The 26,629-nt window shown below is 70.0% G+C and carries 20 protein-coding genes and 1 pseudogene; 9 read left to right on the top strand and 12 right to left on the bottom strand.

Annotated elements, in window-relative coordinates; all coding sequences use genetic code 11:
- Positions 1-277 precede the first annotated feature (277 nt).
- The 3 genes from uvrA to ASF52_RS17380 all read left to right on the top strand — a co-directional run bounded on the left by uvrA (position 278) and on the right by ASF52_RS17380 (position 7,283).
- On the top strand, positions 278-3,256 hold the full coding sequence (gene uvrA / locus ASF52_RS17390; protein WP_056174621.1) for an excinuclease ABC subunit UvrA: 2,979 nt from the start codon (positions 278-280) through the stop codon (positions 3,254-3,256).
- 529 nt (positions 3,257-3,785) lie between these two features.
- On the top strand, positions 3,786-4,757 hold the full coding sequence (locus tag ASF52_RS17385) for a transporter (RefSeq protein WP_056174619.1): 972 nt from the start codon (positions 3,786-3,788) through the stop codon (positions 4,755-4,757).
- A gap of 243 nt (positions 4,758-5,000) precedes the next feature.
- Positions 5,001-7,283, top strand: a complete 2,283-nt coding sequence (locus ASF52_RS17380; RefSeq protein WP_443136698.1) for a fused MFS/spermidine synthase — start codon at positions 5,001-5,003, stop codon at positions 7,281-7,283.
- A gap of 32 nt (positions 7,284-7,315) precedes the next feature.
- On the opposite strand, the gene hflX is transcribed toward ASF52_RS17380, so the two are convergent.
- From hflX to ASF52_RS23765, 6 genes are all read right to left on the bottom strand, one after another.
- Positions 7,316-8,728, bottom strand: coding sequence for a GTPase HflX (gene hflX / locus ASF52_RS17375; RefSeq protein ID WP_056174616.1), 1,413 nt, complete (start codon positions 8,726-8,728; stop codon positions 7,316-7,318).
- A 347-nt stretch (positions 8,729-9,075) separates the two neighbouring features.
- Positions 9,076-9,339: an RNA chaperone Hfq gene (hfq, locus tag ASF52_RS17370; protein ID WP_056174614.1), complete on the bottom strand. Its 264-nt coding sequence runs from the start codon at positions 9,337-9,339 to the stop codon at positions 9,076-9,078.
- A 250-nt stretch (positions 9,340-9,589) separates the two neighbouring features.
- On the bottom strand, positions 9,590-10,960 hold the full coding sequence (ntrX, locus tag ASF52_RS17365; protein ID WP_056174613.1) for a nitrogen assimilation response regulator NtrX: 1,371 nt from the start codon (positions 10,958-10,960) through the stop codon (positions 9,590-9,592).
- A complete protein-coding gene (locus ASF52_RS17360) occupies positions 10,957-13,305 on the bottom strand; it encodes a sensor histidine kinase NtrY-like (protein ID WP_056174611.1) in 2,349 nt (782 codons plus the stop codon). Before ASF52_RS17360 ends, ntrX begins: the two co-directional genes overlap by 4 nt.
- A 118-nt stretch (positions 13,306-13,423) precedes the next feature.
- The gene (locus ASF52_RS17355; RefSeq protein WP_082515367.1) at positions 13,424-13,846 is read right to left on the bottom strand and encodes a type II toxin-antitoxin system VapC family toxin; all 423 of its coding nucleotides are present in this window, start codon (positions 13,844-13,846) and stop codon (positions 13,424-13,426) included.
- On the bottom strand, positions 13,843-14,109 hold the full coding sequence (locus ASF52_RS23765) for a FitA-like ribbon-helix-helix domain-containing protein (protein ID WP_056174609.1): 267 nt from the start codon (positions 14,107-14,109) through the stop codon (positions 13,843-13,845). Before ASF52_RS23765 ends, ASF52_RS17355 begins: the two co-directional genes overlap by 4 nt.
- A 131-nt stretch (positions 14,110-14,240) precedes the next feature.
- On the opposite strand from ASF52_RS23765, the gene ASF52_RS17345 reads away from it, so the two are divergent.
- From ASF52_RS17345 to oxlT, 3 genes are all read left to right on the top strand, one after another.
- Positions 14,241-15,839, top strand: a complete 1,599-nt coding sequence (locus ASF52_RS17345; protein WP_056174607.1) for a gamma-glutamyltransferase family protein — start codon at positions 14,241-14,243, stop codon at positions 15,837-15,839.
- Between the two features lie 58 nt (positions 15,840-15,897).
- Positions 15,898-16,770 (top strand): class I SAM-dependent methyltransferase, encoded by an 873-nt coding sequence (locus ASF52_RS17340; protein WP_056174604.1) that lies wholly within the window; start codon positions 15,898-15,900, stop codon positions 16,768-16,770.
- Between the two features lie 73 nt (positions 16,771-16,843).
- Complete coding sequence (gene oxlT / locus ASF52_RS17335; protein WP_056174602.1) at positions 16,844-18,118, top strand: oxalate/formate MFS antiporter; 1,275 nt, start codon at positions 16,844-16,846, stop codon at positions 18,116-18,118.
- A gap of 84 nt (positions 18,119-18,202) precedes the next feature.
- On the opposite strand, the gene ASF52_RS23550 is transcribed toward oxlT, so the two are convergent.
- The 6 genes from ASF52_RS23550 to dusB all read right to left on the bottom strand — a co-directional run bounded on the left by ASF52_RS23550 (position 18,203) and on the right by dusB (position 23,955).
- Positions 18,203-18,331: a hypothetical protein gene (locus ASF52_RS23550; RefSeq protein WP_274533802.1), complete on the bottom strand. Its 129-nt coding sequence runs from the start codon at positions 18,329-18,331 to the stop codon at positions 18,203-18,205.
- Positions 18,325-18,582: a hypothetical protein gene (locus tag ASF52_RS17330; RefSeq protein ID WP_056174601.1), complete on the bottom strand. Its 258-nt coding sequence runs from the start codon at positions 18,580-18,582 to the stop codon at positions 18,325-18,327. The genes ASF52_RS23550 and ASF52_RS17330 overlap by 7 nt, the downstream gene beginning before the upstream one ends.
- Before the next feature lie 145 nt (positions 18,583-18,727).
- Complete coding sequence (locus tag ASF52_RS17325) at positions 18,728-20,074, bottom strand: adenylate/guanylate cyclase domain-containing protein (RefSeq protein ID WP_082515366.1); 1,347 nt, start codon at positions 20,072-20,074, stop codon at positions 18,728-18,730.
- Between the two features lie 198 nt (positions 20,075-20,272).
- Positions 20,273-21,733 carry a nitrogen regulation protein NR(I) gene (gene ntrC / locus ASF52_RS17320; protein WP_056174598.1) on the bottom strand — a complete coding sequence of 487 codons (1,461 nt, stop codon included), beginning with the start codon at positions 21,731-21,733 and terminating at the stop codon, positions 20,273-20,275.
- A 9-nt stretch (positions 21,734-21,742) separates the two neighbouring features.
- On the bottom strand, positions 21,743-22,882 hold the full coding sequence (locus ASF52_RS17315) for a two-component system sensor histidine kinase NtrB (protein ID WP_056174596.1): 1,140 nt from the start codon (positions 22,880-22,882) through the stop codon (positions 21,743-21,745).
- Positions 22,879-23,955, bottom strand: coding sequence for a tRNA dihydrouridine synthase DusB (gene dusB, locus ASF52_RS17310; protein WP_056174595.1), 1,077 nt, complete (start codon positions 23,953-23,955; stop codon positions 22,879-22,881). The genes ASF52_RS17315 and dusB overlap by 4 nt, the downstream gene beginning before the upstream one ends.
- 142 nt (positions 23,956-24,097) lie before the next feature.
- On the opposite strand from dusB, the pseudogene ASF52_RS23330 reads away from it, so the two are divergent.
- From ASF52_RS23330 to ASF52_RS17290, 3 genes and pseudogenes are all read left to right on the top strand, one after another.
- Positions 24,098-25,421 (top strand): annotated as a pseudogene (locus ASF52_RS23330) (bifunctional 2-C-methyl-D-erythritol 4-phosphate cytidylyltransferase/2-C-methyl-D-erythritol 2,4-cyclodiphosphate synthase).
- Complete coding sequence (locus ASF52_RS17295) at positions 25,418-25,927, top strand: CinA family protein (protein WP_056174589.1); 510 nt, start codon at positions 25,418-25,420, stop codon at positions 25,925-25,927. The pseudogene ASF52_RS23330 and the gene ASF52_RS17295 overlap by 4 nt, the downstream one beginning before the upstream one ends.
- A 98-nt stretch (positions 25,928-26,025) precedes the next feature.
- On the top strand, positions 26,026-26,469 hold the full coding sequence (locus ASF52_RS17290) for a hypothetical protein (RefSeq protein WP_056174583.1): 444 nt from the start codon (positions 26,026-26,028) through the stop codon (positions 26,467-26,469).
- The last annotated feature ends 160 nt before the right edge of the window (positions 26,470-26,629 follow it).

Genomic DNA, 26,629 nt, shown 5'->3' with positions numbered 1-26,629 from the left:
GGCCGGACCCGACGAGCGCGGCGGCCGTAGCGACGCCGCGATCCGATACGCCCGTCGCGATCGCAGGCGTTGATGCCCCACATCGTCCGTGTACTCAGTTTGTTCCGAATGATATCGTGGAAGCCGATGTCGGTCGGCGTTTCTGCCCGTCCAGCCCGCCACCGGCCGGACTTGCACGGCCGGTGGCGGCACCTTGTCTTGGACACCCGACGCCCGACATGCGGGTGGCCGGCGGATGCGAAGCCTGTCGAACCGACCCGAAGCGTGAAGAGATTCCATGGCCAAAGCCAAAGCCAGAGCCGCCGCCCGGCAAGCGGAAGTCGAGAAGGTCGAGGCCGACATCGAGAAGCTGTTCGACGGCGCCCGGGACGCCCGCGTGATTTCCGTGCGCGGCGCGCGTGAGCACAACCTCAAGAACATCGACCTGACGATCCCGCGCGACCGGCTCGTGGTGTTCACCGGGCTGTCGGGCTCGGGCAAGTCGTCGCTCGCCTTCGACACCATCTACGCCGAGGGCCAGCGCCGCTACGTCGAGTCGCTCTCGGCCTATGCCCGCCAGTTCCTCGAAATGATGGGCAAGCCCGACGTCGACCAGATCGACGGGCTCTCGCCGGCGATCTCCATCGAACAGAAGACCACTTCGAAGAACCCGCGCTCCACCGTCGGCACCGTCACCGAGATCTACGATTACATGCGTCTGCTGTGGGCGCGGGTCGGCATTCCGTACTCGCCCGCCACCGGCCTGCCCATCGAGAGCCAGACCGTGAGCCAGATGGTCGACCGGGTGCTCGCCCTGCCGGAGAAGAGCCGGCTCTACCTGCTCGCGCCCGTGGTGCGCGGCCGCAAGGGCGAGTACCGCAAGGAGATCGCCGAGTTCCAGAAGAAGGGGTTTCAGCGCCTGCGCGTCGACGGCGAGTACTGCGCCATCGACGACGTGCCGGCCCTCGACAAGAAGGTGAAGCACGACATCGACGTGGTGGTGGACCGCATCGTCGTGCGGGCCGACATCGCCGCGCGCCTCGCCGATTCCTTCGAGACCGCCCTCGATCTCGCCGACGGCATCGCGCTGATCGAATTCGCCGACACCCCCGAGGGCGAGGCCGCGCGCGAGCCCATCACCTTCTCGTCGCGGTTCGCCTGCCCCGTCTCGGGCTTCACCATCGCGGAGATCGAGCCGCGGCTGTTCTCGTTCAACAACCCGTTCGGCGCCTGCCCCACCTGCGGCGGCATCGGCCACGAGATGCGCATCGACCCCGAACTCGTGATCTCGGACGCCAAGCTCAGCCTCAAGCGCGGCGCCGTCGGCCCGTGGGCGAAATCGACCTCGCCCTATTACGGCCAGACCCTGGATGCCCTGGCCCGGCACTACAAGTTCAAGACCACCGTGCCGTGGGCCGAGCTGCCCGAGACGGCGCGCACTGTGATCCTGCAGGGCACCGGCCGGGACTCCGTGCGCTTCGCCTACGACGACGGCATGCGCGCCTACGAGGTCAACAAGCCGTTCGAGGGCGTGATTCCGAACCTGGAGCGGCGCTACAAGGAGACGGAGAGCGACACCGCCCGCGAGGAGATCGCCCGGTTCATGAGCGCCACGCCGTGCGCCACCTGCACCGGCAAGCGCCTCAAGATCGAGGCGCTGTGCGTGAAGATCGCCATGGAGGACATCGGCGCGATCACGTCGCTCTCCGTGCGCGACGCGCACAAGTGGTTCTCCGACCTCCCGGAAAAACTCACGGACAAGCAGAACGAGATCGCCTTCCGCATCCTCAAGGAGATCCGCGACCGGCTCACCTTCCTCATCGATGTCGGCCTCGACTACCTCACCCTGGGGCGGGGCTCGGGCTCCCTGTCGGGCGGCGAGAGCCAGCGCATCCGGCTCGCCTCCCAGATCGGCTCCGGGCTGACGGGCGTGCTCTACGTGCTGGACGAGCCCTCCATCGGCCTGCACCAGCGCGACAACGAGCGTCTGCTCGGCACCCTCAAGCGCCTGCGCGATCTCGGCAACTCGGTCATCGTCGTCGAGCACGACGAGGACGCGATCCTGCAGGCCGATTACGTGGTGGATGTCGGCCCCGGGGCCGGCATCCATGGCGGGCGGATCATCGCGCAGGGCACGCCCGCGGAGGTGCTGAAGAACCCCGCCTCGCTGACCGCCAAGTACCTCACCGGCGAGATGAGCGTGCGGGTGCCCACCGCCCGGAGGAAGCCGAAGAAGGGCAAGCTCAGCCTCGTGGGCGCGCGGGGCAACAACCTCAAGAACGTCTCGGTGGATATCCCGCTCGGCACCTTCACCTGCGTCTCGGGGGTCTCGGGCGGCGGCAAGTCGACCCTCATCATCGATACGCTCTACAAGTCTGTGGCGAAGACCTTGAACGGCGCGCACGAGCACCCGGCCCCGTTCGAGCGCCTCGACGGCCTGGAGAACCTCGACAAGGTCATCGACATCGACCAGTCGCCCATCGGGCGGACCCCGCGCTCGAACCCGGCCACGTACACGGGCGCGTTCACGCCGATCCGCGACTGGTTCGCCGGCCTGCCCGAGGCCAAGGCGCGGGGCTACCAGGCCGGGCGCTTCTCCTTCAACGTCAAGGGCGGGCGCTGCGAGGCCTGCTCCGGCGACGGCGTCATCAAGATCGAGATGCACTTCCTGCCCGACGTCTACGTCACCTGCGACGTGTGCAAGGGTCGCCGCTACGACCGCGAGACCCTGGAGGTGAAGTACCGCGACCGCTCCATCGCGGACGTCCTCGACATGACCGTCGAGGAGGCCGCCGACCTGTTCAAGGCGGTGCCGACCATCCGGGAGAAGATGGAGACCCTGGCCCGCGTCGGGCTCGGCTACGTCAAGGTCGGCCAGCAGGCCACCACCCTGTCGGGCGGCGAGGCCCAGCGGGTGAAGCTGTCGAAGGAGCTGTCGAAGCGGGCCACCGGCCGGACCCTCTACATCCTCGACGAGCCGACCACCGGGTTGCACTTCCACGACGTCGCCAAGCTCATGGAGGTTCTCCACGAGCTCGTCGACCAGGGCAACACCGTGGTGGTGATCGAGCACAACCTCGAAGTCATCAAGACCGCCGACTGGGTCATCGACATGGGCCCCGAGGGCGGCGACGGCGGCGGCGTGGTCGTGGCCGAGGGGACGCCCGAGCAGATCGCCCAATCGAAGAAGAGCCATACCGGGCGCTTCCTGCGCGACGTCCTCGCTCGCCGGCCGCCCGCGCCCGTCGTCGCCAAAGGCCGCAAGGCCGCCGTTTAGGGATCGGGCGGCCCTACGAACCGGCCCTCGGACGCGGATCGGCGGCATTTCGGGGGTGATTCGCGGGGCCGCCAAGGCATTCTGGCGTCTTCGGGCGGCGCCGCATCGCGGAAGCGGTCGAAGGCCCCCGGCGCCAAAGGTTAATGCTTGCGCAATCGCCGGAGGCGTCTTTCCGGTTTTGCCCGGTCCGTGCGGGGGCGGCAAACGCTTGCGCCGTCAGCGATATCGTTCCAGTTCGTCCGAACGGACCCGCGTGCGCCGCGCCACAATGGTTAACGAACCGCGCTGTTGCACCGCGGCAAGATTGCGGCTTTTGCGCAACGGTCAGTTTGGAACTGCCCCGTTTCAGTGCAACGCGCTGTCCTTCCGGGCCAAGCTGTAGAATAGTTCCCCTCGTTGAGACACGAATTCGGGCCGCAAGGGGGGCCTTCCAAACCAACGGGAACACGCTGCTCCAAAGCAGCGGACCGGCAGAATGGTGCGGAAGGCTACGCGGCGCCCGCCTGAAATCCTTGGGAAGGACAGACACATGATGAAGAACTGGCTCGCCGCCGGAGCGGTGGCGCTTTCGGTTGGCATGTCCGCCACCGCCGCCTTCGCCCAGACGACCACGGTTCCCGGTGAGCAGGTCGGCCTCGCCACCGGCGCGCCGCTGCCCGAGGGCATCTACGCCCTCAACACCTTCGTCTACCGCAGCAACGAGAACACCGGCCCCGGCGCCGTCGACGTCGCCGTCAACGTCCCCGTGCTCGTCTGGTCGACCCCGTTCGTGCCGTTCGGCGGCCGCGTCGAGCTCCTCGTCGCTCCCCCGACCGTGTTCGCCTTCGGCAAGAACGGCGGCGCCAACGGCTCGCGTGACCTGTCCATCAACGTCGGCACCTTCGTCGGCGGCATCTGGGCCTTCGATCTCGGCAACAACTTCGGCGTCAGCTTGCTCGGCGGCGTGTACCTCAACGAGCTCAATGCCGGTCGCGGCGTCCTCGTGAACAATGCCGGCACCACGGCCAGCTCGCCGGTCCTGCCGTTCCTCGCCTCCAATACCTACCGTATGGGCGTCGCCGCCAGCTACACCGGCGATGGTTACAACCTCACCGCCAACCTGACCGCGAACATCTACGACTCGCCGGCCTCGTTCGGTGGCAACAATACCTTCGGCACCCGCGGTCCGTTCATCATCTCCGACTCGCTCAACCTCGACCTGACCGCGACCAAGAAGTTCGGCAAGTTCGAGATCGGTGTCATCGGTTACGGCACGATGAACTTCGACATCAGCGCTGCCAGCCTCGCCGCCGGCAACCGTGGCAACTTCTCGGTCGGTGGTCTCATCGGCTACGACTTCGGGCCCGTCACCGCCCAGGCCTACGTCGCCACCACGGTCGCCAATGCCAACGTCAACCGTCGCACCGACACGGTCGAAGGTTGGTTCCGCCTGATCGTTCCGCTGTACTCGCCCACCGCCGTTGCCGCTGCTGCGCCGGCTCCGATCATCCGCAAGTACTGATCCGACAAGGACTGATCGCGGACCTCCGGGTCCGCAGGGTCCCCGGACACAACACGCCGTTCCTCCCCCGGGAGGGACGGTTTTTCGTTTTTGGCGCCCTCGGGGCTGGCGTCGACCGCCGGAGGCTCGCGCGAAACTCGGGTCACCGCGGGGGGCCGTCAGCCACTCCTTAAGTCTCCTGGTCGAAGGTGTCCGCTCGAACGACGCGAGACCCGACCGATGCAAGCCAGCGAGACCGGCGCGATGGGACCCGACGGATCCGCCCGGGTGTCATGTCCGGAGCGCGGATTGCCCGGCCGCGGCCTGACGCAGGTGGCGCTGTTCTCCGGCACCCTGCTGCTAGCGGCTTTCCTGCTGTTCAGCCTGCAGCCGATCTTCACCAAGCGGATCCTGCCCGTCCTCGGCGGCACGCCGGGGGTGTGGTCCGTCGCCATGGTGTTCTTCCAGGCCCTGCTGCTCGCGGGCTACGCCTACGCCCACGCCCTGACCCGGTGGCTGCCGTTCCGGATTGCCGCGACCGTGCACGGCGCCGTTCTGCTCGGCGGCGCTGCGTTCCTGCCCATCGGGATCGCCGCCAGATACGGGAGCGTCGGCACGGGCGACGAGGCCCTGTGGCTGGTCGGCCTCTTCCTCGCCTCCGTCGGCGCGCCGTTCTTCGCCCTCTCCGCGAGCGCGCCCCTGCTTCAGGCCTGGTTCGCCCGCTCGGACGACCCCGCGGCGGCGGACCCGTACTTCCTCTACCGGGCCTCGAACCTCGGATCGTTCGCGGCCCTCCTCGCCTATCCCCTCGCCATCGAGCCGATGCTGGGCCTCGCCGAGCAGACGCGGCTGTGGTCGGTCGGCTACGGCCTCGGGGCCTGCGCACTGGCAGCCTGCGCCCTCTCGGTGATGCGGGCGGCGCGCGGGCCGGTTCGCGCGGCCGAGGCCGAGGCCGAGCCCATCGGCCCATCTCGGCGCTTGGCCTGGATCGGCCTCTCGGCCGTGCCGTCGGGCCTGCTCGTCGCGGTCACGGCCCACATCACCACCGATGTGGCGGCGATCCCCCTCATGTGGGTCATCCCGCTGGCCCTCTATCTCCTGACCTTCGTCATCACCTTCCGGCCCCTCGCCACCTGGCCGGAGCGCCCCCTCGCCGTCCTGCTGACGGCCGGGACGGCCGTGGTCCTGGGCGTCGCCGTCATCGGGCGCCTGCCGTTCCTGATCGATCTGCCCTTGAGCCTCGGGCTCGGCTTCGTCGCGAGCCTCGTCGCCCACCGGGCCGTCTACGGGCTGCGGCCGTCCGCACGACGCCTGACCGAGTTCTACCTGTTCACGTCGCTCGGCGGCATGCTCGGGGGCCTGTTCGCGGCGCTCATCGCCCCGCGGCTGTTCCCGACGGTGGCGGAATATCCGCTGCTCCTCGTCGCGGCCCTGGCCTGCCGCCCCGGCACCTTCGCGGGCCTGCGCCGCGTGCGCCCCGACCTGCGGCACCGGCTGCGCCCGGCCCTGCTCGCCGGCGCGTTCGTGGGAATCGTCGGGGTGTTGGGATGGTGCGTCCCGGGCCTCACGCCCCACCTGGCGATGATCGTGCTGATGGCCGGGCTTCTGGTGAGCTGGCGCGCGCCGCGGCGGGTCGTCGGCTTTGCCGCGCTGCTCTGCGCCCTCGGCCTGGCGATGCCGCACCTCGTCGCCCGGGACTACGAGAGCCGGCGCAGCTTCTTCGGGGTCCATCGCATCGAGACCGATGCGTCGGGCCGCTTCCGCCTGCTCACGCACGGCACCACGCTGCACGGCGCCATCCGCATCCGCGCGGACGATGGCGGGCCCGCCCTCGGGCGGCCCGAATCCACCACCTACTACGCGCCCGGCAACGCCATCGCGGATGTCCTCGCGGTCGGCCGCGCGGCGCACGGGCCCCTGCCGGCGGTGGCCGTGGTCGGCCTCGGCGCCGGCAGCCTCGCCTGCCAGTCCGAACCCGGGGAAGCCTGGACGTTCTACGAGATCGATCCCGTGGTCATCCGCCTCGCCACCGACCCCGCCCGGTTCCGCTTCCTCCAGGAATGCACGCCCTCGGCCCGGATCGTCCAGGGCGACGCCCGCCTGACCCTCGCCGCCGAGACCGGTTCGGTACGCGTGCTCATCGTCGACGCGTTCTCGTCCGACGCGATCCCGATGCACCTGCTCACGGGTGAGGCCCTGGCGCTCTACCGCAGCCGTCTCGATGCGCAGGGCGTCCTCGCGCTCCACATCTCCAACCGCCATTTCGACCTGCGGCCGGCCCTGGCGCGCGCCGCCGCCGAGCAGGGCCTGACCCTCCTCCAGCGCCTCGACCGGCTCGACGAGCCCTTCGAGGCCCACTACCGCGCGCCCGCCCTGGTGGTCATCGCCACCCGCGATCCGGTGGTCGAACGGGAAGCCGTGCGGCTGGGCTGGACGCCCGTCGCCCCCGACATGACGCGCCGGCCCTGGACCGACGACTACGCCAACGTCCTCGAAGCGTTCTTCGACAAGCTCGGGCACACGAAGGCCGCGCCGCTGCGGGATTGATGCCGGCGGCGCGGGGTGCGTGAGCGGGGCCGCTAACCGACCCGGTTAAGCCGGCGCGCGCCGGCGAACCGGTTGAGGAATCGCGGTTCCTTCTCGGGGGCGATGCGGAAAGCGAGGTGCATGGTGCCGCCCTCCTCCTCGCGCCGGTCCAGAACCTCGCCGTTCTCGTAGAGCCAGTGCAGGGACGCCCCGTCCTCGGGCGGCAGCACCACCGCGAAGGTGGAGCGCTGGCGCGCGATGCGGGCCTCTATCCGGCTGGTGAGCGCCGTGAGCCCCTCCCCCGTGAGGGCCGAGACGAGGACCGGCGCGTCGCTGTCCCGGTCCGTACGCCCCTGCGCGCTGAGGTTGAGCAGGCGCGTGCGCTCGGCCGGATCCAGGAGGTCGGCCTTGTTCCAGACCTCGATGATCCGGGTGGCGCTGGTCTCGATCCCGAGTTCGCGCAGGACCGCGCCGACATCCTCGGCCTGGGCCTCGCTGTCGCCGTGCGACACGTCGCGGACGTGGAGCAGGATGTCGGCCTCGATCACGTCCTCCAACGTGGCCCGGAAGGCCGCGATGAGGGAGGTCGGCAGCTCGGAGATGAAACCCACCGTGTCGGACAGGATCACCGTCTCGCCGTGGGGAAGCTTGGTGGCGCGCGCCGTCGGGTCGAGGGTGGCGAACAGCATGTCCTGCGCCATCACCTGGGCTTTGGTGAGGGCGTTGAAGAGGGTCGACTTGCCGGCATTGGTGTAGCCGACGAGGGCGACGATGGGATACGGCACCCGCGCCCGGCCCTGCCGGTGCAGGCCGCGCGTGCGGGTGACGCCGTCGAGTTCGCGCTCGATCTTCGTCATCCGCTCCTGGATCATGCGGCGGTCGGCCTCGATCTGGGTCTCGCCGGGGCCGCCGAGGAAGCCGAAGCCGCCGCGCTGGCGCTCCAGGTGGGTCCAGGACCGCACGAGGCGGCTGCGCTGGTAGGCCAGATGCGCGTGCTCGACCTGCAGCGTGCCCTCGCGCGTGGAGGCGCGGCGCCCGAAGATCTCGAGGATGAGGCCGGTGCGGTCGATGACCTTGCAGCCGAACTCCTTCTCCAGGTTGCGCTGCTGGACCGGGGAGAGGGCGCAATCCATCACCACGAGGCCGATCTCGCGCGCCTTGATCATGCCGGCGAGCTCCTCGACGCGGCCCTTGCCGAGATAGGTCGAGGGCCGGATTCGCTGCACCGGCGCGAAGATCGCCTCGACCACGTCGAGCTCGATGGCGGCGGCGAGGCCCGAGGCTTCGTCGAGGCGCGCCTCGTTGGAGCGCAGCATCTCGGTGTTGTGGACGCCCCCGACACTGCGCTGCGCGACCCGGCCGAGATACGGCCCGACCACGAGGGTGTGGGTCGCGGCCGCGATATCGCCCTCGGGGGCGGCCATCGCCTGGAGCCGGGCTTCGCCGGGCGTCATGGTTTCCGTCATGGGTTGCGCGTCAGACCCTGTCCTGTGATTTCAGGACATTGGGCGCGCGGACACGCCAGACAAGGGCGCAGGGTGCTAATCCGGGGAAACGGGGCCTTCGACTCTCCGCGGATCAAGCGAACCCCCTTCCATCGGAGGAGATCGAAGCGATCACAGGCCACACCGCCGTCGTTCCCGGGCGCGCGCTGAGGCAACCCGGACGGCCGCGCCGGAGGCGTTCAATCCAGAGCTGCCGATTGCGGGAAAACTCGGCGGACCCTGTGTTTCTGGATCCCGGGTTCCGCTGCGCGGCCCCGGGATGACACGGCGCAGGAGACGCCCGTTTCCTCAAGCGTCCCCGCAATCGCTCAGGCCAGCGCCTTCTCCGTCGGGGCGGTCTCGTCCGGCTCGAACAATTGCACAGGATGGCCCGGCATGATGGTCGAGATGGCGTGCTTGTAAACGAGCTGGGAATGGCCGTCGCGCCGCAGCAGGACGCAGAAATTGTCGAACCACGTCACCACGCCCTGAAGCTTGACGCCGTTGACGAGGAAGATGGTGAGCGGGATCTTGTTCTTACGAACGTGGTTCAGGAACGTGTCCTGCAGGTTTTGAGCGCGTTCGCCCGCCATTGTTCTTATCCTTGATCAAACTGCCGCCCGCCGCGAATGACGGGTTCTCATCAGTCGGGTGCGGGGTGTTCGGAGCGACGACTTGATCCGGTGCCCCCCGCAGGCACCATTACACGTGCATCGGCGCAGCGATGCAAGTCCGGCTCGGAGAGTCCGGCTCCGAAAGTCAGGCTCGGCAAGCCCGTGTTGGCAAGCCCGTCTTGGCAGGCCCGTCTTCCGGCCATGCGCCCGGCATCGTCCGTGCCGCGCCTCAGGGGCCGATGCCGAGGGACTTCAGTTTCCTGTGCAGGGCCGAACGCTCCATGCCGATGAACTCGGCCGTGCGCGAGATATTGCCCGAGAATCGGGCGATCTGCGCCACGAGGTACTCGCGCTCGAAGATCTCGCGGGCTTCGCGGAGCGCGAGGCTCATGAGCTTCTCGCCGCCCGAGCCGTTGGGCGTCGTCGGCACCAGGGCCCCGATCTCGGTCGGGAGCATCTCGGAGGTGACCTCCTGCTCCGGGTCGGTGTGGGTGAGGATCATCAGGCGTTCGACGTTGTTGCGCAGCTGACGCACGTTGCCGGGCCAGTCGTGCGATTGCAGCACCGCCATGGCGTCGTCGGCGATGCGCCGGCGCGGCAGGCCGGTGGCGCCCGAGATCTGCTCCATGAAGAACGTGATCAGCTCGGGCACGTCCTCGCGGCGCTCGGACAGGGCCGGCACCCGGATCGGCACCACGGAGAGGCGGTGGAACAGGTCCTCGCGGAAGCGGCCGGCGGCGATCTCCTCGGCGAGATCGCGCGACGACGACGAGATGATGCGGACATCGACGTGCACCCGAGTGGTGCCGCCGACGCGCTGGAAGTTCTGGTCGACGAGGACCCGCAGGATGCGGTTCTGGGTCTCGCGCGGCATGTCGGCGACTTCGTCGATATAGAGGGAGCCGCCATGGGCCTCCTCCAGGGCACCGACCCGGCGCGCCCGCCCCTCCCCCGCCTCGACGCCGAACAGCTCGGCCTCCATGGTGTCGGGGGTGATGGTGGCGGCGTTGATCACCACGAACGGGCCGTTGGCCCGGGTCGACGTGGCGTGCAGGGTGCGGGCCGAGAGCTCCTTGCCGGAGCCCGGCGCCCCGAGGATCATCACCCGGGCGTTGGTGGGCGCCACGCGCTCCACGGTCTGGCGCAACTGGTTGCACACCACGGAGGCACCGACGAGGCGGCTCGCCTGCCCCGAGCGGGTCTTGAGGTCGCGCACCTCGCGCTTGAGGCGGGACGCCTCCAGGGCGCGCTCGGCGACGAGGATGAGCCGGTCCGCCTTGAACGGCTTCTCGATGAAGTCGTAGGCACCCGCCTTGATGGCCGCCACGGCGGTCTCGATGTTGCCGTGGCCCGAGATCATCACGACGGGCAGATCGGGGTGGCCCGCCTTGATCTGATCCAGCACCTGCAGCCCGTCGAGGCGCGAGCCCTGGAGCCAGATGTCGAGGAAGACGAGGTGGGGCCGGCGCGATTCGATGGCCGCCAGGGCCTCGTCGGAGCCGCCGGCCGTGCGGGTGCGGTGGCCCTCGTCGTCAAGGATGCCGGCGACGAGGTCGCGGATGTCGGCCTCGTCGTCGACGATCAGGATATCGGCGCTCATGACTGCATCTCCGCGATTGGGGGGGCCGTCCGCGCGGCGCCCTTCTCATCCTGCGCGGAGGGTTGGCCCTCCGGCGTCGTCTGCCCCGGGGGGGCCTTCTCCTGCGGAACTTGCGGCACGCGCATCCGCACGCGTCCGCCCCGTCCCTCGGGGTTGTCGTTGAGTTCGATCCCGCCGCCGTGCTCTTCCAGCACCTTGCTGACGATGGCGAGGCCGAGTCCCGTCCCGCCCTCGCGGGTGGTCATATAGGGCTCGAGCAGGCGCTGGCGCCCCTCGGCGGGAAATCCCTTGCCGTTGTCGGTGACCTCGATGACGGCGAAGCCCTCCTCGAGGATGAGGCGCACATCGACTTTCCCCTTGCCCAGATCGGCCTCCGGCACCGCCTGCACCGCCTCGACGGCGTTCTTGAGGATGTTGGTGATGGCCTGGGACAAAAGCCGGATGTCGAAGGCCGCGAGCACCCGCTCGGTTCCGGCTTCCGAGAAGCCGAACTCCATGTCCGGATGGGCCACGCGCATCATGAACAGGTTCTGGCGGGTGATCTCGCTGAGATCGTTCTGGGCGATGGCCGGCTTCGGCATCCGGGCGAAGGACGAGAACTCGTCGACCATGCGTTTGATCTCGTCGACCTGGCGGATGATCGTCGCCGTGCACTGGTCGAACACGTCCTTGTCCGCGACGATCACTTTTCCGTATTTGCGCCGGATGCGCTCGGCCGAGAGCTGGATCGGCGTCAGCGGGTTCTTGATCTCGTGGGCGATGCGGCGGGCCACATCGGCCCAGGCCGAGGTGCGTTGGGCCGAGACGAGGTCGGTGATGTCGTCGAGCGTCACCACGAAACCGCGGGCGCCGCCTTGCGCCTGCTCGCTGGTGACCCGGACCGTCACCGTGCGCTCGCGCCCGTCGCGGGTGAGCTGGATCTGCTGCTGAAGGGCGCGCTGACGGCCCTCGCCTCCCTCGGGGAACAGCGGCGCCAACTCGGGCACGGCCTGGATCAGGGGCTGGCCCACGATGGCGTCCGCCGTCAGCCCGAGGGTGCGCTCCACGGAGGGGTTGGCGATGGTGACGCGTCCCCCCGCATCGACGCCGATGACGCCCGGCGAGACGCCCGACAGCACGGCCTCGGTGAAGCGCCGGCGCCGGTCGATGAGGTCGCTCGCCGCCATCAACCCGTCGTGCTGGCGCCTGAGCTCCTGCGTCATCTTGTTGAAGCTCTCGGACAGGTGCGCGAGGTCGCCGTCGCTCTTCCGGGCCGGGACCTGGGCGTAGAAGTTGCCCGACGCGACCTGATCGGCGGCGTTGATGAGCCGACGGATGGGCGCCACGAAGCGGTTGGCGAAGTTCAACCCGAACCATACCGCCGACAGCAGGGCGATGAGGGCGATGAGCACGAAGACGGAGGCGAAGCTGATCTGGATCGAGCGCTTCAGGGAATCGTAGGTGAGGTACTCGGCCGCCGCCGCCCGCGACACGCCGGGGAACTCGACGGCGAGCTGGCTGACCTCGCGCTGTACCAGCAGCACGGCGCCGTCATAGGCGGTCATCCGAAACAGGGCGGCGAAGATCCGGCCCTCGCTCGGCACGAGGCAGATGGGGTCGGTGGATTTCGCCGCGTCCTCGAAGGCGGCGGCCGAGGGCAGGCGCCGGTCCTTCAAGGGATCGATCTGCGCGCGCGCCACCACGGAATCGGGGCCGCGCATGATCTCGGCGACGGGCAGGCCGAGGGCCGTGGCGCGGGTGGTGAGGAAGCTCTCGAACCATTGCCGGTTCACGTCGAAGTTCGGCCGTGCTCGGGTGAGGTCGTCGGCCAGAATCCGGATCTCGCGGGCGAGGCTCTGGCACTGGTTTTCCTGATAGGCGTCCGCCACCTCGACGGATTTCAGCACCACGTCGCGGACCCGGTCGGTGAAGCCCAGCGACAGGCCCCGGTCGATGGTCACGGCCGCTACCACGGCGAGCAGCACGGTGGGCAGGATGGCGATGAGGGAGAACAGGCCGACGATGCGGGTGTGGAGCCGGGCCACCGCCGCGTTGGTGCGGCGCGCGTGCAGGAAGACCCGCGCCTCCCAGGCGATGATGACGATGAGACCGAGCACGAGGACGACGTTGATGCCGAGCAGCGTCAGCCCGACGGTGGGCGTCGGCGTCACCCGGATCACCCCGGCCAGGATCAGGAAGGTGGCGATGGCCGAGACGAGGGCGGTGACCACCACCAGGGCCCCGACCCAGCCGGGTCCGCGCGGCGGCGGCTTCAACGGGGCCGCATCGGAATCCAATGGCGTTCCGGCCGGACCGGACGCCTCCCCAGAACCCTTCGATGCCTTGAAACGCCGCAGCCACGCCATGCGTGATGCATCGCCACAACAGTGTGGCGAAATTAATACGAATTGGGCCGGGAAGAGCCGTCGAAGCGGCGGATGGTCATGGCGCCGACGACGAGGGCGGGCGAGCGATCGGTCAACGTCAGGGCAACCATGGGTTCTCGATCGTCAGCCCACAATTGAGGAAATCCGCCACGTTGCGTGTGACGACGACAGCGTCTCTCGTGCGCGCGATGGCTGCAATCATCAGGTCCATCGTCGCAATGGGCCTGCCCGTTCGCCGCCGCGCCGCGAAAATGCCGGTATAGCTTCGTGCGGCCTCAGCGTCGAAGGCCCAGACCCGTCCACGAAAATCCTCCGCGAACATGGCGTGGGCGGACAATTCAAGCGCCGAACGCCGGCGCCCGTCAGGCATGATGGCCAAACCGGCGAGAATCTCGGCTTCGCAGATGGACGCCGTGAACAGGCTCTCTGTGCTGCGGATCGCAATCCACGCCGCCACCTCCGGAGTGCCCCTGCCTGTCATCATGGCGGACAGGACGTTGGTATCCAGGAGAAATTTCACTCGAGCACGGGCGGATCGCGGGGCGGCCCGCGTGCGGGCACGTCGATCTCGATGCTTCCCAGGGGAGCGAACCGCGCCCGTATGCGCTCGTAGAGATTGCCGGCCTGACGGTCATTGGATTCGCCGAGGGCGCCTTCGAGGATATGGCGGGCCTCGGCTTGCATGGATTGCCCATTCCGGGCGGCGCGGACGCGTAGCCGTTCCTTCAACCCCGGATCTAGGTTGCGAATCGTGAGGCTGTCCTGAGAGGAACGCAGTGGCATTCGATCAGTCTCGTCAACATCGATGGATCGAGCAAGCTGGTTTGGGCAGGGCACGAACCCTGCCTTGCGCCCCGCCATCGACCCGTGACCAAAATTCATTATCCTCGCGCCATCCCAGTCAAGAGACCCCCATGCCCGACACACCCGTCTTCGCGACCGCCGCCGTGGCCGCGCCCCATCGGCTCGCCGCCCGCGCCGGCCAGCACGTCCTGGCGCAGGGCGGCAACGCCATCGAGGCCATGGCGGCCATGGCGGCGACCATCGCGGTGGTCTACCCGCACATGAACGGGATCGGCGGCGACGGGTTCTGGCTGGTCCGCGAGCGCGGCGGCCGGGTGCGCGGCATCGAAGCCTGCGGCCCGGCCGGCGCGCTGGCCACGATTCCCCGCTACCGCGGCAAGGGCTACGACGTGCTGCCGTCGCGCGGCGCCGACGCGGCCCTGACCGTGGCGGGTGCCATCGGCGGCTGGAGGCTCGCCCTCGATCTCGCCAAGGCGCTGGGCGGGCGCCTGCCCTTGGAGACCCTCCTGGCCGACGCCATCGGGCATGCCCGCGACGGCGTCGCCGTCTCGCCCTCGGAGGCGCGCTACGTGCCGAAGGAGATCGACACCCTCCACGACCAGCCGAATTTCTCCAAAACCTTCCTCGACGACGGCAAGCCGTATGCGGCCGGTGCGATCCGGCGCCTGCCGGGCCTCGCCGACACCCTGGCGCAGCTCGCCCATGCGGGCCTCGACGATTTCTACCGGGGCGATCTCGGCCGCGAGATCGCCGCCGACCTCGCCGATCTCGGGTCGCCCGTGACCCGGGCCGATCTCGAAGCCTACGCGCCGCGCGAGCGCCAGGCCCTCAGCCTGCGCCGGCGCGACGCCACCCTCTACAACTTCCCGCCCCCGACCCAAGGCATCGCCGCCCTGCTGATCCTCGGGATCTTCGACCGCCTCGGCGTCACCCGGCCCGAGACGACGGCGCATTATCACGGGCTCATCGAGGCGACGAAGCGCGCCTTCGCCATCCGTGACCGCATCGTCACGGATTTCGACCGCCTCAGCGTCGATCCCGCGCGCTTCCTCGACCCCGCCCGCCTCGACCGCGAGGCCGCCGCCATCGACATGCGCCGCGCCGCCACCCTGCCCCTGCGCAATCCCGGCGAGGGCGACACCGTGTGGATGGGGGCGATCGATAGGGACGGCCTCGCCGTCTCTTACATCCAGTCGATCTACTGGGAGTACGGCTCCGGCGTGGTGCTGCCGAAGACCGGCATCCACTGGCAGAACCGCGGCACGTCGTTCTCCCTCGACCCCAACGCCGTCAATCCCCTGGAGCCGGGCCGGCGCCCGTTCCACACCCTGATCCCGGCGCTTGCCGCCTTCGACGACGGCCGGGTGATGGCCTACGGTTCCATGGGGGGCGACGGCCAGCCCCAGTTCCAGGCTCAGATCTTCGCCCGCTACGCCGATTACGGCATGAGCCCGGCCGCCGCGGTGGACGCGCCGCGCCTGCTCTACGGCCGGACCTGGGGAGCGGAATCCCTCACCGTCAAGGTCGAGGACCGGTTCGACCCCGCCTGCATCGCCGCCCTCGGCGCCATGGGGCACACGGTGGAGGAACTCGGCGGCGCCTACATCGATTCGCTGGGCCATGCCGGCATGCTGATCCGTCACCCCGGCAACGGCCGCATCGAGGCGGTGCACGATCCGCGCTCGGACGGCGGGTCCGAAGGGCTGTAGAAGCCGGCCCGGCGCGTTTCGCGCGCCAGAGCATCAGGCACAGAGCGGTTCAGACTCCATGGCGGCATCCGACCAGACCCAGAGCGATTATTGGAACGGCGACGCGGGCGCCCGCTGGGCCCGCCATCAGGCGACCTTCGATCGGGTGTTCGCGCCGCTGACCGAACGCCTGTTCGCAGGCGCCGCCCTGCGCCCCGGAGACGCCGTGCTCGATGTCGGGTGCGGTGCCGGTGCCACCGCCCTGCGGGCCGCCGACATCGTCGGTCCGTCCGGCCGCGTCACCGCCGCCGACGTCTCGGCGCCCCTCCTCGCCGTCACCGCGCGCCGGGCCGCATCCCGGCCGCCCGGCGGCGCCCCCATCGCCCTGGTGGAGGCCGATGCGCAGACGCACGCCTTCGCGGACGCGGCGTTCACGCACCTGATCTCGCGCTTCGGGATCATGTTCTTCGACGACTCGATCGCCGCCTTCGCCAACCTCCACCGCGCCCTGCGGCCGGAGGGCCGGCTGACGATGCTGTGCTGGCGAGCCCAAGCCGAGAACGCCTGGATCGACCACCCGTTCGGCCTCGTCCGCGCCCTGGTGCCGGAGCCAGAGCCGACGCCCTTCGACGCCGCCGGCCCGTTCCGGTTCGCCGATCCGGCCCGGCTGCCCGGCATCCTGGCCGCCGCCGGGTTCCGCGACATCGCCCTCATGCCCGTGGACGAGCCCCTCGTGCTCGGTCACTCCGAGGCCGGCGACCCCCGGGAAGCGGCCGAGGCGGCGGCGAACTTCGCCCTCGACCTCGGCCCGGCTTCCCGCCTCGTCCGCGATCAGACCCCCGAGATCCGCAGCCGCGCCCACGCGATCGTCCTGCGCGACTTCGCGGAGAGGGTCTCGAACGGAGCCCTGCGGCTCGGAGCGGCGTGCTGGCTGGTCACGGCCGTGCGTTAACGCCGAACGACCAGACGACACCGGACATCCTGGCACGGCGTATGCTTCGGGCGCTCCGCCTCAGGAGTGAATTATGGATACGATCGTCTCCCGCCAGCGCTGGCTGCAACTCGGCCTCGGCCTCGTCGCCATGATGGCGATCTCCAGTCCCCAGTATGTCTGGACCCTCTTCACCAAGCCGCTGATGGCGACCACCGGCGCGACGCTGGCCGCCATCCAGGTCACCTTCACCATCGTCATCGTCCTGCAGACGTTCTTCTCGCCCGTGCAGGGCTACCTCATCGACCGGTTCAGCCCGAAGGTGATGATCGCGCTGGGCGCCGCGCTCTCGGGCCTCGGCTGGGTGCTCGCCGCCCGGATCGACAGCCTGTGGGGCCTCTACGCCACCTACGGCCTGTTCTGCGGTCTCGGTACCGGCATCGTCTATGTCGGCATCGTCGGCCTGATGGTGAAATGGTTTCCCGACCGGCGGGGCTTCGCCGTCGGCGTGGTTGCGGCCGGCTACGGCATGGGCGCCCTGCTCACCACCTTCCCCATCACCAACATGATGGCGGCCTCGGGCTACCGCGAGACCCTGAACACCTTCGGCATCGTGCTCGGCATCGTCGGCGTGCTGGCGGCCCTCGGCCTGCGCGCCCCGCGCCCCGGCGAGGCCCTGCCGGCGCCGGCCCGCAACCTCTCGACCTGCACCCACGACACGGCGCCGAAGGAGATGCTGCGCACGCCGCTGTTCTGGTTGATGTTCGTGATGATGACGATGATGTCCACGGGCGGCCTGATGGTGGTGGCGCAGTTCGCCTACTTCGCCCGCGACTTCGGGGTCGCCGACGCCATCGTGTTCGGCTTTGCCGCCCTGCCCTTCGCCCTGACGTTCGACCGGATCACCAACGGCCTCACCCGCCCGTTCTTCGGCTGGGTCTCGGACCGGATCGGCCGGGAGAAGACCATGGCCATCGCGTTCGCGGCCGAGGCCGTCGCCATCGCGCTGATGCTGGTGTTCCGCGAGAACGCCTACGCGTTCGCCCTGCTGTCGGGCGTCGTGTTCTTCGCCTGGGGCGAGATCTTCTCCCTGTTCCCGTCGCTCCTCACCGACACCTTCGGCACCAAGCACGCCACCACGAATTACGGCTTCCTGTACATGGCGCAGGGCGTGGGCTCGCTGTTGGGCGGCCCCGTCGCGGCGATGATCTACGCCGCGCAAGGGTCGTGGATCCCGGTGTTCGGCATCGCCATCGGCCTCGACCTCCTCACCGCCGCCCTCGCCTGGTTCGTCCTGCGTCCCATGCGGCGCGAGTGGCTCGGGCTCGGCGGCGCGCCCGTGGCCGTGGGCAAGCCCGCCCTGGCGTGAGCCCGCGGGCAGTCGCGGAACGAGAACGAAAGACGGCGGGGCCCCGAGCCCCGCCGTTCTTCGTTTCCCATCGCCCCGGGGCGTCTACAGGCCGAGCAGGGCCTGGGATGCGCCGATGAGGGTCAAGACCAGGCCGCCCACGAAGGCGACCGCCATGGCGTAGGAGAACCCGTTCCAGATCAGCGAGACCGCCTTGAGGGACCGGTTCAGCAACGGTTGCCACCCGCGGTCTGGCCGTACTGCTTGACCGGGAAGTTCTGCTGGTTGGCGTTGCCCTCGGCGGCGGAGCTCACCGGACAATTCGCGGGCGAGCGGGATTGCGGGTTGCCGTAGAGCGTGCCGGTCGTCTCGGTGTCGTTGGCGAACCCGGTGTAGCGGGCCGGGCGATCGAAGGCCATCGCGGACGAGATCGAAGCAACACCAAGTACCAGGGCGGCAGTGGCGGCGGCGATACGGGTCATCATAATGGTCTACTAGCTCCTGATCAGTACAGTCCGGCGGTCCGGTCTGTTTCCGTTGCGTCTGATACTGATATAGGGTGCCTTTGCCGGATACGACGTGTCGCGACGCACGCGGCATCGCGGATTAAGCACAGACGCTTCTCTCGCGTCACGCGGCCGGATTCAGTGCGGTTTCTGCCGGCGCGTCGGCCCACGCCACCGCGTAGAGCGCCAGGTCGCGGGTGTCGCGGCACTCCGAGGGCGGCATGGCCGAAAGGGTCAGGCCCGAGCGGATCGCCGGGCCGAGGAGGCGCCGGAAGGCGTCCGACGCGGTTAGGGTCAGGTCCGCTGCCTTGGCCCGCGCCTCGATCCGCGCGAGGGTGTTCATCGCTTGGCCGAGCACCGTGAACTCTGCCCGGTGGCCGTCGTCGAACACCCCGACGAGCACCTCGCCGCAATGGAGCGCCATGGTGATGCGCAGGGTCGGCCGCCCTTCGCGGGCCCGCTCGGCGTTGAGGGCCGCGAGGCGCGCGACGATGGCGCGCCCGCAGGCCAGCGCCGCATGGGCCTGGGCCTGCGGGCGCCCGACGACGAACTGCGCCAGGATTCCGTCGCCCACGTACTTGTCGACGATGCCGCCGTGCTCCGTCACCGCCACGTGGGTCAGGGCGCGGACATCCAGGAGGGCGCGCACCACCTCCTCCTGCGCGTGCTCGCGGGTGAAGGCCGAGAAGCCGCGCAGGTCGAGGGCGAACAGGCAGGCATGGCGCGAGCGCACGGCTTCGAGGCCCGCGCTCGCGAGTTCGCCGACCACCCGGGTGGGGACGAACCGCGCCAGGGTGGTGCGCTCGCGCTCCATCCGCAGGGCGGTGGTCACGGCCGAGCGCAGGCGCCGCACCCCGTCGATCACCACGAGGCTCGCGGCCATGAAGGTGAGCAGGCCCGGCACCTCCTCGTCGAGGGTGACGTGCGGGCCGAGCAGGGCGCTCTCGGGGTATGCGAAGGCGAACAGGATGGTGCTGCCCCAGGCGAGGCTGACGAGGCCCGCGAACACCGCCGTGTGCAGGACCCGCATGCTCAAGCCCGTCTGGAGCAGGAGCAGGAAGGCGGGGAGCCGGCTCACCGCCGTCGCGGTCTCCTCGGTTTCCACCGCGCCGACGAGCATGTGCTCGACCACGAGGAACAGGGCGACGCCGGCATTGAGGAGCGTCGCCGTCCAGGCGAGCCATTCCGTGTCGGCCGCTTTGTCCGGATCGGTGCCGCCGTATTCCCGGCGGCGGCCGCGATGGGCCTCGCGCCAGTCGGCGAGGCCGAGGCAGACGGAGCAGACGGCGTAGACGACGAGCACGATCCAGTGGTTGGCGGTGTGGCTCGATCCGTCGAAGCCCTTGGCGGTGGCCAGCAGCACCAGCACGATCACGAGGTGCAGCACGAGGGAGCGCCGCCCCGAAGCGGTCTGGATGAGGCGCATGACTGTCGGGTCGCCGTGGGGCGGGCGGCGTGTGAACGGGGGCATGAGACTCCGGCGGGAGGGATTCGGGCTGGCCGGTCTTAGGCCACGGGGCGCGGACCCGGCCAACGCCGCATGACGACGCGAGCGATGTCGTGGGCGCATGCGTCGTGAACGCATGCAGGTGCCCCGATCATCCGCCGCGCGGCCCTCCCTCACGCCATCGTTAAGTCCCGGTCCCCCGTCCCGCCCCCCGTGCCGGCGTCACCGGGCGTTGCGGAACACCTGCAGGTCGAGGTCGCGCACCTTCTTGCGCAGGGTGTTGCGGTTGACCCCGAGCAGCTCCGCCGCGCGGATCTGGTTGCCGCGCGTGGCCGCCAGCGCCGCGCCGATGAGCGGGCCTTCGATCTCGCGCAGGATGCGGTGATAGAGGCCCGGCGGCGGCAGGGTATCGCGATAATTGCCGAAATACTCGGCCAGGTGCCGCTCCACGGCACCCGACAGGGTCTCGCCCTCCCCGGCGGCCTTGCGGGCCGTGCCGTTGGCGGGCGCGCTCTGGGCGAGCGGCAGGGTGTCGAGCTCCGCCTCGATCACCGGCCCGGTGATGGTCTCCTGCGGGTAGAGGGCGGCGAGGCGCCGGACGAGGTTCTCCAGTTCGCGGACGTTGCCGGGCCAGCGGTAGCGCTTCAATCGCTCCATGGCCTCGCCGTCGAGCTGCTTGCGGCTCAGGCCCTCGCGCTCCACCATGACGAAGAAGTGCCGGATGAGGTCGGGCACGTCCTCCGAGCGCTCGCGCAGGGCCGGCAGGCGCAGCGGCACGACGTTGAGGCGGAAGAACAGGTCCTCGCGAAAGATGCCCTGCTGGATCGAGACCCGCAGGTCCTTGTTCGTGGCCGCGATGATGCGGACGTTGGTCTTGATCGGCACCCGGCCGCCGACGGTGGTGTACTCGCCCTGCTGCAGCACGCGCAGCAGCCGGGTCTGGGCCTCCATCGGCATGTCGCCGATCTCGTCGAGGAACAGGGTGCCGCCCTCGGCCTGCTCGAACCGGCCGGCCGAGCGCGACAGCGCCCCCGTGAAGGCGCCCTTCTCGTGGCCGAACAGTTCCGACTCGATGAGGTCGCGCGGGATCGCCGCCATGTTGACGGGCACGAACGGGCCCGTGCGCCGACGCCCGTAATCGTGCAGGGCGCGGGCGACCAGCTCCTTGCCGGTGCCGGACTCGCCCGTGATCATCACCGTGAGATCGGTCGGCATCAGGCGGGCCAGCGCCCGGTAGATCTCCTGCATGGCGGGCGAGCGCCCGACCAGGGGAATATCCTCGTTGCCGGGGTCGGCGCCGGGGGCCGGCGTGCCGCGCGGCCGCGACAGCGCGCGCCCCACGATGGCGATGAGCTCCTTCAGGTCGAAGGGTTTGGGCAGGTATTCGTAGGCCCCGCGCTCCGAAGCGCGGATCGCCGTCATGAAGGTGTTCTGCGCGCTCATGACGATGATCGGCAGCTCCGGCCGCACCCGCTTGATGCGGGGCAGCAGGTCGAACACGTTCTCGTCGGGCATCACCACGTCGGTGATGACGAGGTCGCCCTCCCCTTCGGCGACCCAGCGCCAGAGGGTGGCGCAATTGCCGGTGGTGCGGACCTCGTAGCCGGCCCGCGACAGCGCCTGGTTCAGGACGGTGCGGATGGCGGCGTCGTCGTCCGCGACGATGATGTGGCCGTTGGGCATGCAGCGACTCTACAGCTCCGCGCTCGACTCGCGCCCGTCACGGGCGCTCGACATGGGAAGGAGAAGGCGGAAGGTGGTGCGGCGCGGCGCGGGATCGCATTCGACGATGCCGCCGTGGTCGCCGACGATCTTGGCCACCAAAGCAAGTCCCAGGCCGGACCCCTGCGCCTTCGTGGTCACGAACGGGTCGAACAGGTCCGGCAGCAGATCGGCGGTGACGCCGGGTCCGTTGTCGCGCACCGCCACCTCGATGGGCAGGCTGACGCGTTCGCGCGAGCCCGGGATCTGCAGGCGCAGGCCCGTGCGGAAGGCCGTCGACAGGGTGATCTCGCCGTCCACCGTGTCGGCGCCGATGGCCTCGGCGGCGTTCTTCACGAGGTTGAGGATCACCTGGATCAGCTGGTCGCGGTTGCCGAGCACCGGCGGCAGCGACGGATCGTAGGTCTCGACGAAGCGGATGTGGCGGGCGAAGCCCGACTGGGCCGAGCGCTTCACCTGATCGAGCACGCCGTGGACGTTGACGGAGACGCGCTCCACCGGGCGCTCGTCGCCGAACAGCTCCATGCGCTCGACGATGCGGACGATCCGGTCGGACTCGTCGCAGATGAGTCGGGTGAGGAGGCGGTCCTCGTCGTCGGCCGATTGCTCGAGGAGCTGGGCCGCCCCCCGGATACCGGCCAGCGGGTTCTTGATCTCGTGGGCCAGCATGGCGCCGAGCGCCACCATGGAGCGGGCCGCCCCCCGGTGGGTGAGCTGGCGGTTCATCTTGTCGGCGATGGTGCGCTCCTGCAGCATGAGCACCACGGCCTCGCCGTCGTCGCCCAGCGGCGTCGCGAACACGTCGACGCTGCGCTCCTGCCCCGAGCGCGGATGCACGAGTTCGACCCCGTACTCGCTGACGCTGGCCCGGCGGCGCCGGACCTCTGTGACGAGGGCCGAGATGGGCGAGGCGAACGGGATGATGTCGGCGAGACGCCGGCGCTGCATCAGCCGGGCGGAATGGTCGAAGAACGATTCGCCGGCATGGTTCACGTGGAGGATGCGGTCGTCGACCCCGATGGTGAGCACCGGCAGCGGCAGGGCGTTGATCACCGCTTCGCTGGTGGGGGCCGCGACGGTCGGGCCGCGGGACTCGTCAGGGGCCGTCATGCCGCCTTCTCCATCGCCGCGTCCGTCGTCGCCCCGCCGCGGGCTTCCCCGTCGAACGCCGAAGCCAGCAGGGCGATCACCACGGCGGGGTCGGTGGTGGTGAGGAGCCGCGTGCGCCCGTCCGCCGACAGGCCGCCGCCGGCCTCGGCATAGGCGGCGAGGTGCTTGCGGGCATGGCGCACGCCCATGCGGACGCCGTAGAGGGCGAGGATCCCCTCGTAATGGGCGATGGCGAAGGCGGCCTTGCGGGCGTTCGTCAGGGTCGGGCCCGCCCGGCCCGCGAGCCCGGCCGCGATCTCGCCGACGAGCCAGGGCCGGCCCACGGCGGCGCGCCCGATCATCACCCCGGCCGCACCTGAGCGGGCGAGGCAGGTCCGGGCCGCGTCGAGGGTGGTGATGTCGCCGTTGGCGATGACCGGGATCGACACCGCCTCGACGACGCTGCGGATGGCGTCCCAATCGGCATTGCCCTTGTAGAATTGCTGGCGGGTGCGGCCGTGGACCGTGACGGCGTTGAGCCCGAGCCCCTCGGCGCGCCGGGCGAGGCTGGCGGCGTTGAGGCTGGCATGGTCCCAGCCGAGGCGCATCTTCACCGTGACCGGAATCGACACGGCGGCGCGCACGGCGGCTAGGATGCGTGTGGCCCCGTCGAGGTCGCGCATGAGGGCCGAGCCGGAGGCGCCGCCGGTCACGACCTTGGCCGGGCAGCCCATGTTGATGTCGATCGCGTCGGCGCCGTTCTCTTCGGCGATCCGCGCGGCCAAACCCATGGGCTCGGGCGCGCAGCCGGCGAGCTGGACGACGTGGGGCTCGATGCCCCCGCCCTCGGCCCGCAGGGTGGCCTCGACGCTGCCGCGCGCGAACTCGGCCGCCGCCACCATCTCGGAGACCACGGCGCTGGCACCGCAGGCCCGGGCGATCCGGCGCATGTGCACGTCGGTGATGCCCGAGAGCGGCGCCAGCAGGACTGGCAGCGGCCAGCCGGAACCGCCCAGCGCCGGGATGGACCCGGGGACGGCGGACGACGGGGAAGAGGGAGAGCGCAGAACGCTCAAATAATCATCATGGATCATTGTGCTCAAGGAATAGTCAAAACCGCGGCGGGCGCAAGCGCTCCCGGCGATTTGATTTCACGCCATGCCCCGCTTAAACGCTGGGCTCGTTCAAGCCCTTACAATCCGCAAGGCCTTGCAACGCGATGGTGGGAGCGTTTTCATGGCCGGCACCGCGTTCGAGGCGGCGGCAGTGGTGGTCGCGGCCGGCCGCGGCATCCGCATCGGCGGCGATGTGCCCAAGCAGTATCGCCGGGTCGGCGGCCAGGCGGTGTTGACCCGGACCCTGGCGGCGCTTGCCGCGCACGAGTCCATCACCTGCATCCAGCCCGTCATCGCGGTCGACGCGGAGGCGTTCTATCACGAGTGCGTCGCCGATCTCGACCCGGCCCACCGCGAGAAACTCCGGGCGCCGGTACCGGGCGGGGCCACGCGCCAGCTCTCCGTCCGCGCCGGGCTCGAAGCCTTGGCGACGGGGGCGACGCCGGATCTCGTCCTCGTGCACGACGCCGCCCGCCCGCATGTCGACACCGCCCTCATCGACCGCGCCCTGGCGGCCGGGCGCGCCTACGGCGCCGCCGTGCCGGGCCTTGCCGTCACCGACACCATCAAGCGCGTCGAGACCATCGCGCCTGGGATCGGCCGTGTGGTCGAGACGCCGGCCCGCGAAACCCTGCGCGCCGTGCAGACGCCCCAGGCCTTCGCCTTCCGCCTGCTGCTGGATGCGCATCGCGCCGCGCGCGCGGAGAACCTAGACGGCTTCACCGACGACGGGGCGCTCGCCGAATGGGCCGGTCTCCCCGTGGTGGTGTTCGAGGGCGACCCGCGCAACCGCAAGATCACCCAGCCTTCCGACCTCATCGACGCCGACCGCGACTTTTCCGGCCCCGTCTCCCTTTGAGGCGAGACGTGCGTCGGCCGCTTTCACGAAACCCGCTCAGCCTGGAGCCCGCATGACCACCTACCTCACCCGCCTCGGCACCGGCTTCGACGTCCATGCCTTCACGGAGGGCGATCACGTCTGGCTCGGCGGCATCAAGATCCCGGCCGACCGGGGCGTGCTCGCCCATTCGGACGGCGACGTGGCGCTCCACGCCCTCACCGACGCCCTGCTCGGCGCCATCGCGGACGGTGACATCGGCACTCACTTCCCGCCCTCCGACGAGCAGTGGCGCGGTGCCTCCTCGGACCGCTTCCTGGCGCATGCCTGCGATCTCGTCCGCGCGCGCGGCGGCAAGATCGATCACCTCGACATCACCGTGCTGGCCGAGGCCCCGCGCATCGGCGCCCACCGCGAAGCCATCCGCGCCCGCATCGCCGAGATCGCTGGCGTGCCGCTGACCTCCGTCTCCATCAAGGCGACGACCACGGAGAAGCTCGGCTTCGTCGGCCGGGCCGAGGGCCTCGCCGCCCAGGCCGCCGCCACCGTGCGCCTGCCGGAGATCGACCTCGACACCGCCTCCGAGACGTCCGAGCGTCGGTCTTGATCGCAGACACCGCCCTGCTCGCCCGCGCGGAGGCGCTGGTCGCCGCCTTCGCGGCGGCGGGGCGGAGAATCGCCACGGCGGAATCCTGCACCGGCGGCCTCGTCGCCGGACTGCTCACCGCCGTGCCGGGCTCCTCGGCGGTGCTTGAACGCGGCTTCGTCACCTATTCGAACGACGCCAAGTCCGAATCCCTCGGCGTGCCGACCGCGCTGATCGCCGCCCACGGCGCCGTCAGCCAAGCGACGGCCCGCGCCATGGCGGAGGGCGCCCTCGCCCATGCCCGCGCCGATGTGGCGGTGGCGATCACCGGCATCGCCGGCCCGGGCGGCGGCAGCGCGGACAAGCCCGTGGGACTGGTGCATTTCGGGCTGGCCCTCACGGGCGAACCGACGCGTCATCTGGAGCGGCGCTACGGCGATCTCGGCCGGGGCGAGATCCGGCGTCTGGCCGTGGGGGACGCGCTGGGGTTGCTCGAAGGGCTCGTCGGCCCGATGCCGGCGCCCTGACGGGTTGGCACCGAGCATCGTGTCCGCGACGACAGGGTTCCGAGGCGCGATCCAGGCAAGTACCCTCGCTGAGGCAGATACCCTCGCCGAGGTAGACCATGCCGATCATTCTCTCGTCCGCGACCCTGGATCGGATGCTCGCGGCGCCGGCCTACGAGGATCTCGTCTGGATCGCCGGCATTCTCGCCGGGTGCAGCCGCTACGATCCCGAGGCGCCGACCTACGGCTTGCCGGAGGTCGCGTTCGGTCTCGTCGAGCGTCTCGCGTGGTTCGCCCAGGGCGTCCGCTCCGGCGTGTGGACCTACTTCGAAGCCACGCCCCTTCCGTGTCAGAACGCGATGCTGGCGATCCTGCAGGCCGACGCGGCACACCCTGAATTCCGGCAGACCTACGAGACCGGCATGCGCGACTGGCGCACGCCGTCCGCCTTGACGGCCGTGGACGCGTGGATGGACGCGAACGACGATCGCAACACCCGCATCCTATGGGATCTCGTCGCGGCGAACCGGACGCTGCTCCAAGGTCTCGTCAATACCGCCTGAAGCCCTCGGTGGTGAGGGACGCACCCTGCCTCCATCCGCGTGTCGCCCCTTCGGGTCGGCTTGCGAATCACCGCGCGCCATGCTCAACCCACCGCCCGATTGTTCCCGCGCCGACGAGGGAGGCCGCATGCGTATCGTAGCGATTCCCGTCCGTGCCGGC

This window comes from Methylobacterium sp. Leaf112, assembly GCF_001423295.1.
Classification (GTDB): domain Bacteria; phylum Pseudomonadota; class Alphaproteobacteria; order Rhizobiales; family Beijerinckiaceae; genus Methylobacterium.
The sequence above is the reverse complement of the archived record's forward strand: the minus strand, read 5'-3'. Positions and strand labels throughout refer to the sequence as shown.

Excerpts from the sequence above, each read along its gene's own strand:
- uvrA (WP_056174621.1), top strand. The coding sequence starts at position 278 with ATGGCCAAAGCCAAAGCCAGAGCCGCCGCCCGGCAAGCGGAAGTCGAG.
- ASF52_RS17385 (WP_056174619.1), top strand. The coding sequence starts at position 3,786 with ATGATGAAGAACTGGCTCGCCGCCGGAGCGGTGGCGCTTTCGGTTGGC.
- ASF52_RS17380 (WP_443136698.1), top strand. The coding sequence starts at position 5,001 with ATGGGACCCGACGGATCCGCCCGGGTGTCATGTCCGGAGCGCGGATTG.
- hflX (WP_056174616.1), bottom strand. The coding sequence starts at position 8,728 with ATGACGGAAACCATGACGCCCGGCGAAGCCCGGCTCCAGGCGATGGCC.
- hfq (WP_056174614.1), bottom strand. The coding sequence starts at position 9,339 with ATGGCGGGCGAACGCGCTCAAAACCTGCAGGACACGTTCCTGAACCAC.
- ntrX (WP_056174613.1), bottom strand. The coding sequence starts at position 10,960 with ATGAGCGCCGATATCCTGATCGTCGACGACGAGGCCGACATCCGCGAC.
- ASF52_RS17360 (WP_056174611.1), bottom strand. The coding sequence starts at position 13,305 with ATGGCGTGGCTGCGGCGTTTCAAGGCATCGAAGGGTTCTGGGGAGGCG.
- ASF52_RS23765 (WP_056174609.1), bottom strand. The coding sequence starts at position 14,109 with ATGCCACTGCGTTCCTCTCAGGACAGCCTCACGATTCGCAACCTAGAT.
- ASF52_RS17345 (WP_056174607.1), top strand. The coding sequence starts at position 14,241 with ATGCCCGACACACCCGTCTTCGCGACCGCCGCCGTGGCCGCGCCCCAT.
- ASF52_RS17340 (WP_056174604.1), top strand. The coding sequence starts at position 15,898 with ATGGCGGCATCCGACCAGACCCAGAGCGATTATTGGAACGGCGACGCG.
- oxlT (WP_056174602.1), top strand. The coding sequence starts at position 16,844 with ATGGATACGATCGTCTCCCGCCAGCGCTGGCTGCAACTCGGCCTCGGC.
- ASF52_RS17330 (WP_056174601.1), bottom strand. The coding sequence starts at position 18,582 with ATGATGACCCGTATCGCCGCCGCCACTGCCGCCCTGGTACTTGGTGTT.
- ASF52_RS17325 (WP_082515366.1), bottom strand. The coding sequence starts at position 20,074 with ATGCCCCCGTTCACACGCCGCCCGCCCCACGGCGACCCGACAGTCATG.
- ntrC (WP_056174598.1), bottom strand. The coding sequence starts at position 21,733 with ATGCCCAACGGCCACATCATCGTCGCGGACGACGACGCCGCCATCCGC.
- ASF52_RS17315 (WP_056174596.1), bottom strand. The coding sequence starts at position 22,882 with ATGACGGCCCCTGACGAGTCCCGCGGCCCGACCGTCGCGGCCCCCACC.
- dusB (WP_056174595.1), bottom strand. The coding sequence starts at position 23,955 with ATGATCCATGATGATTATTTGAGCGTTCTGCGCTCTCCCTCTTCCCCG.
- ASF52_RS17290 (WP_056174583.1), top strand. The coding sequence starts at position 26,026 with ATGCCGATCATTCTCTCGTCCGCGACCCTGGATCGGATGCTCGCGGCG.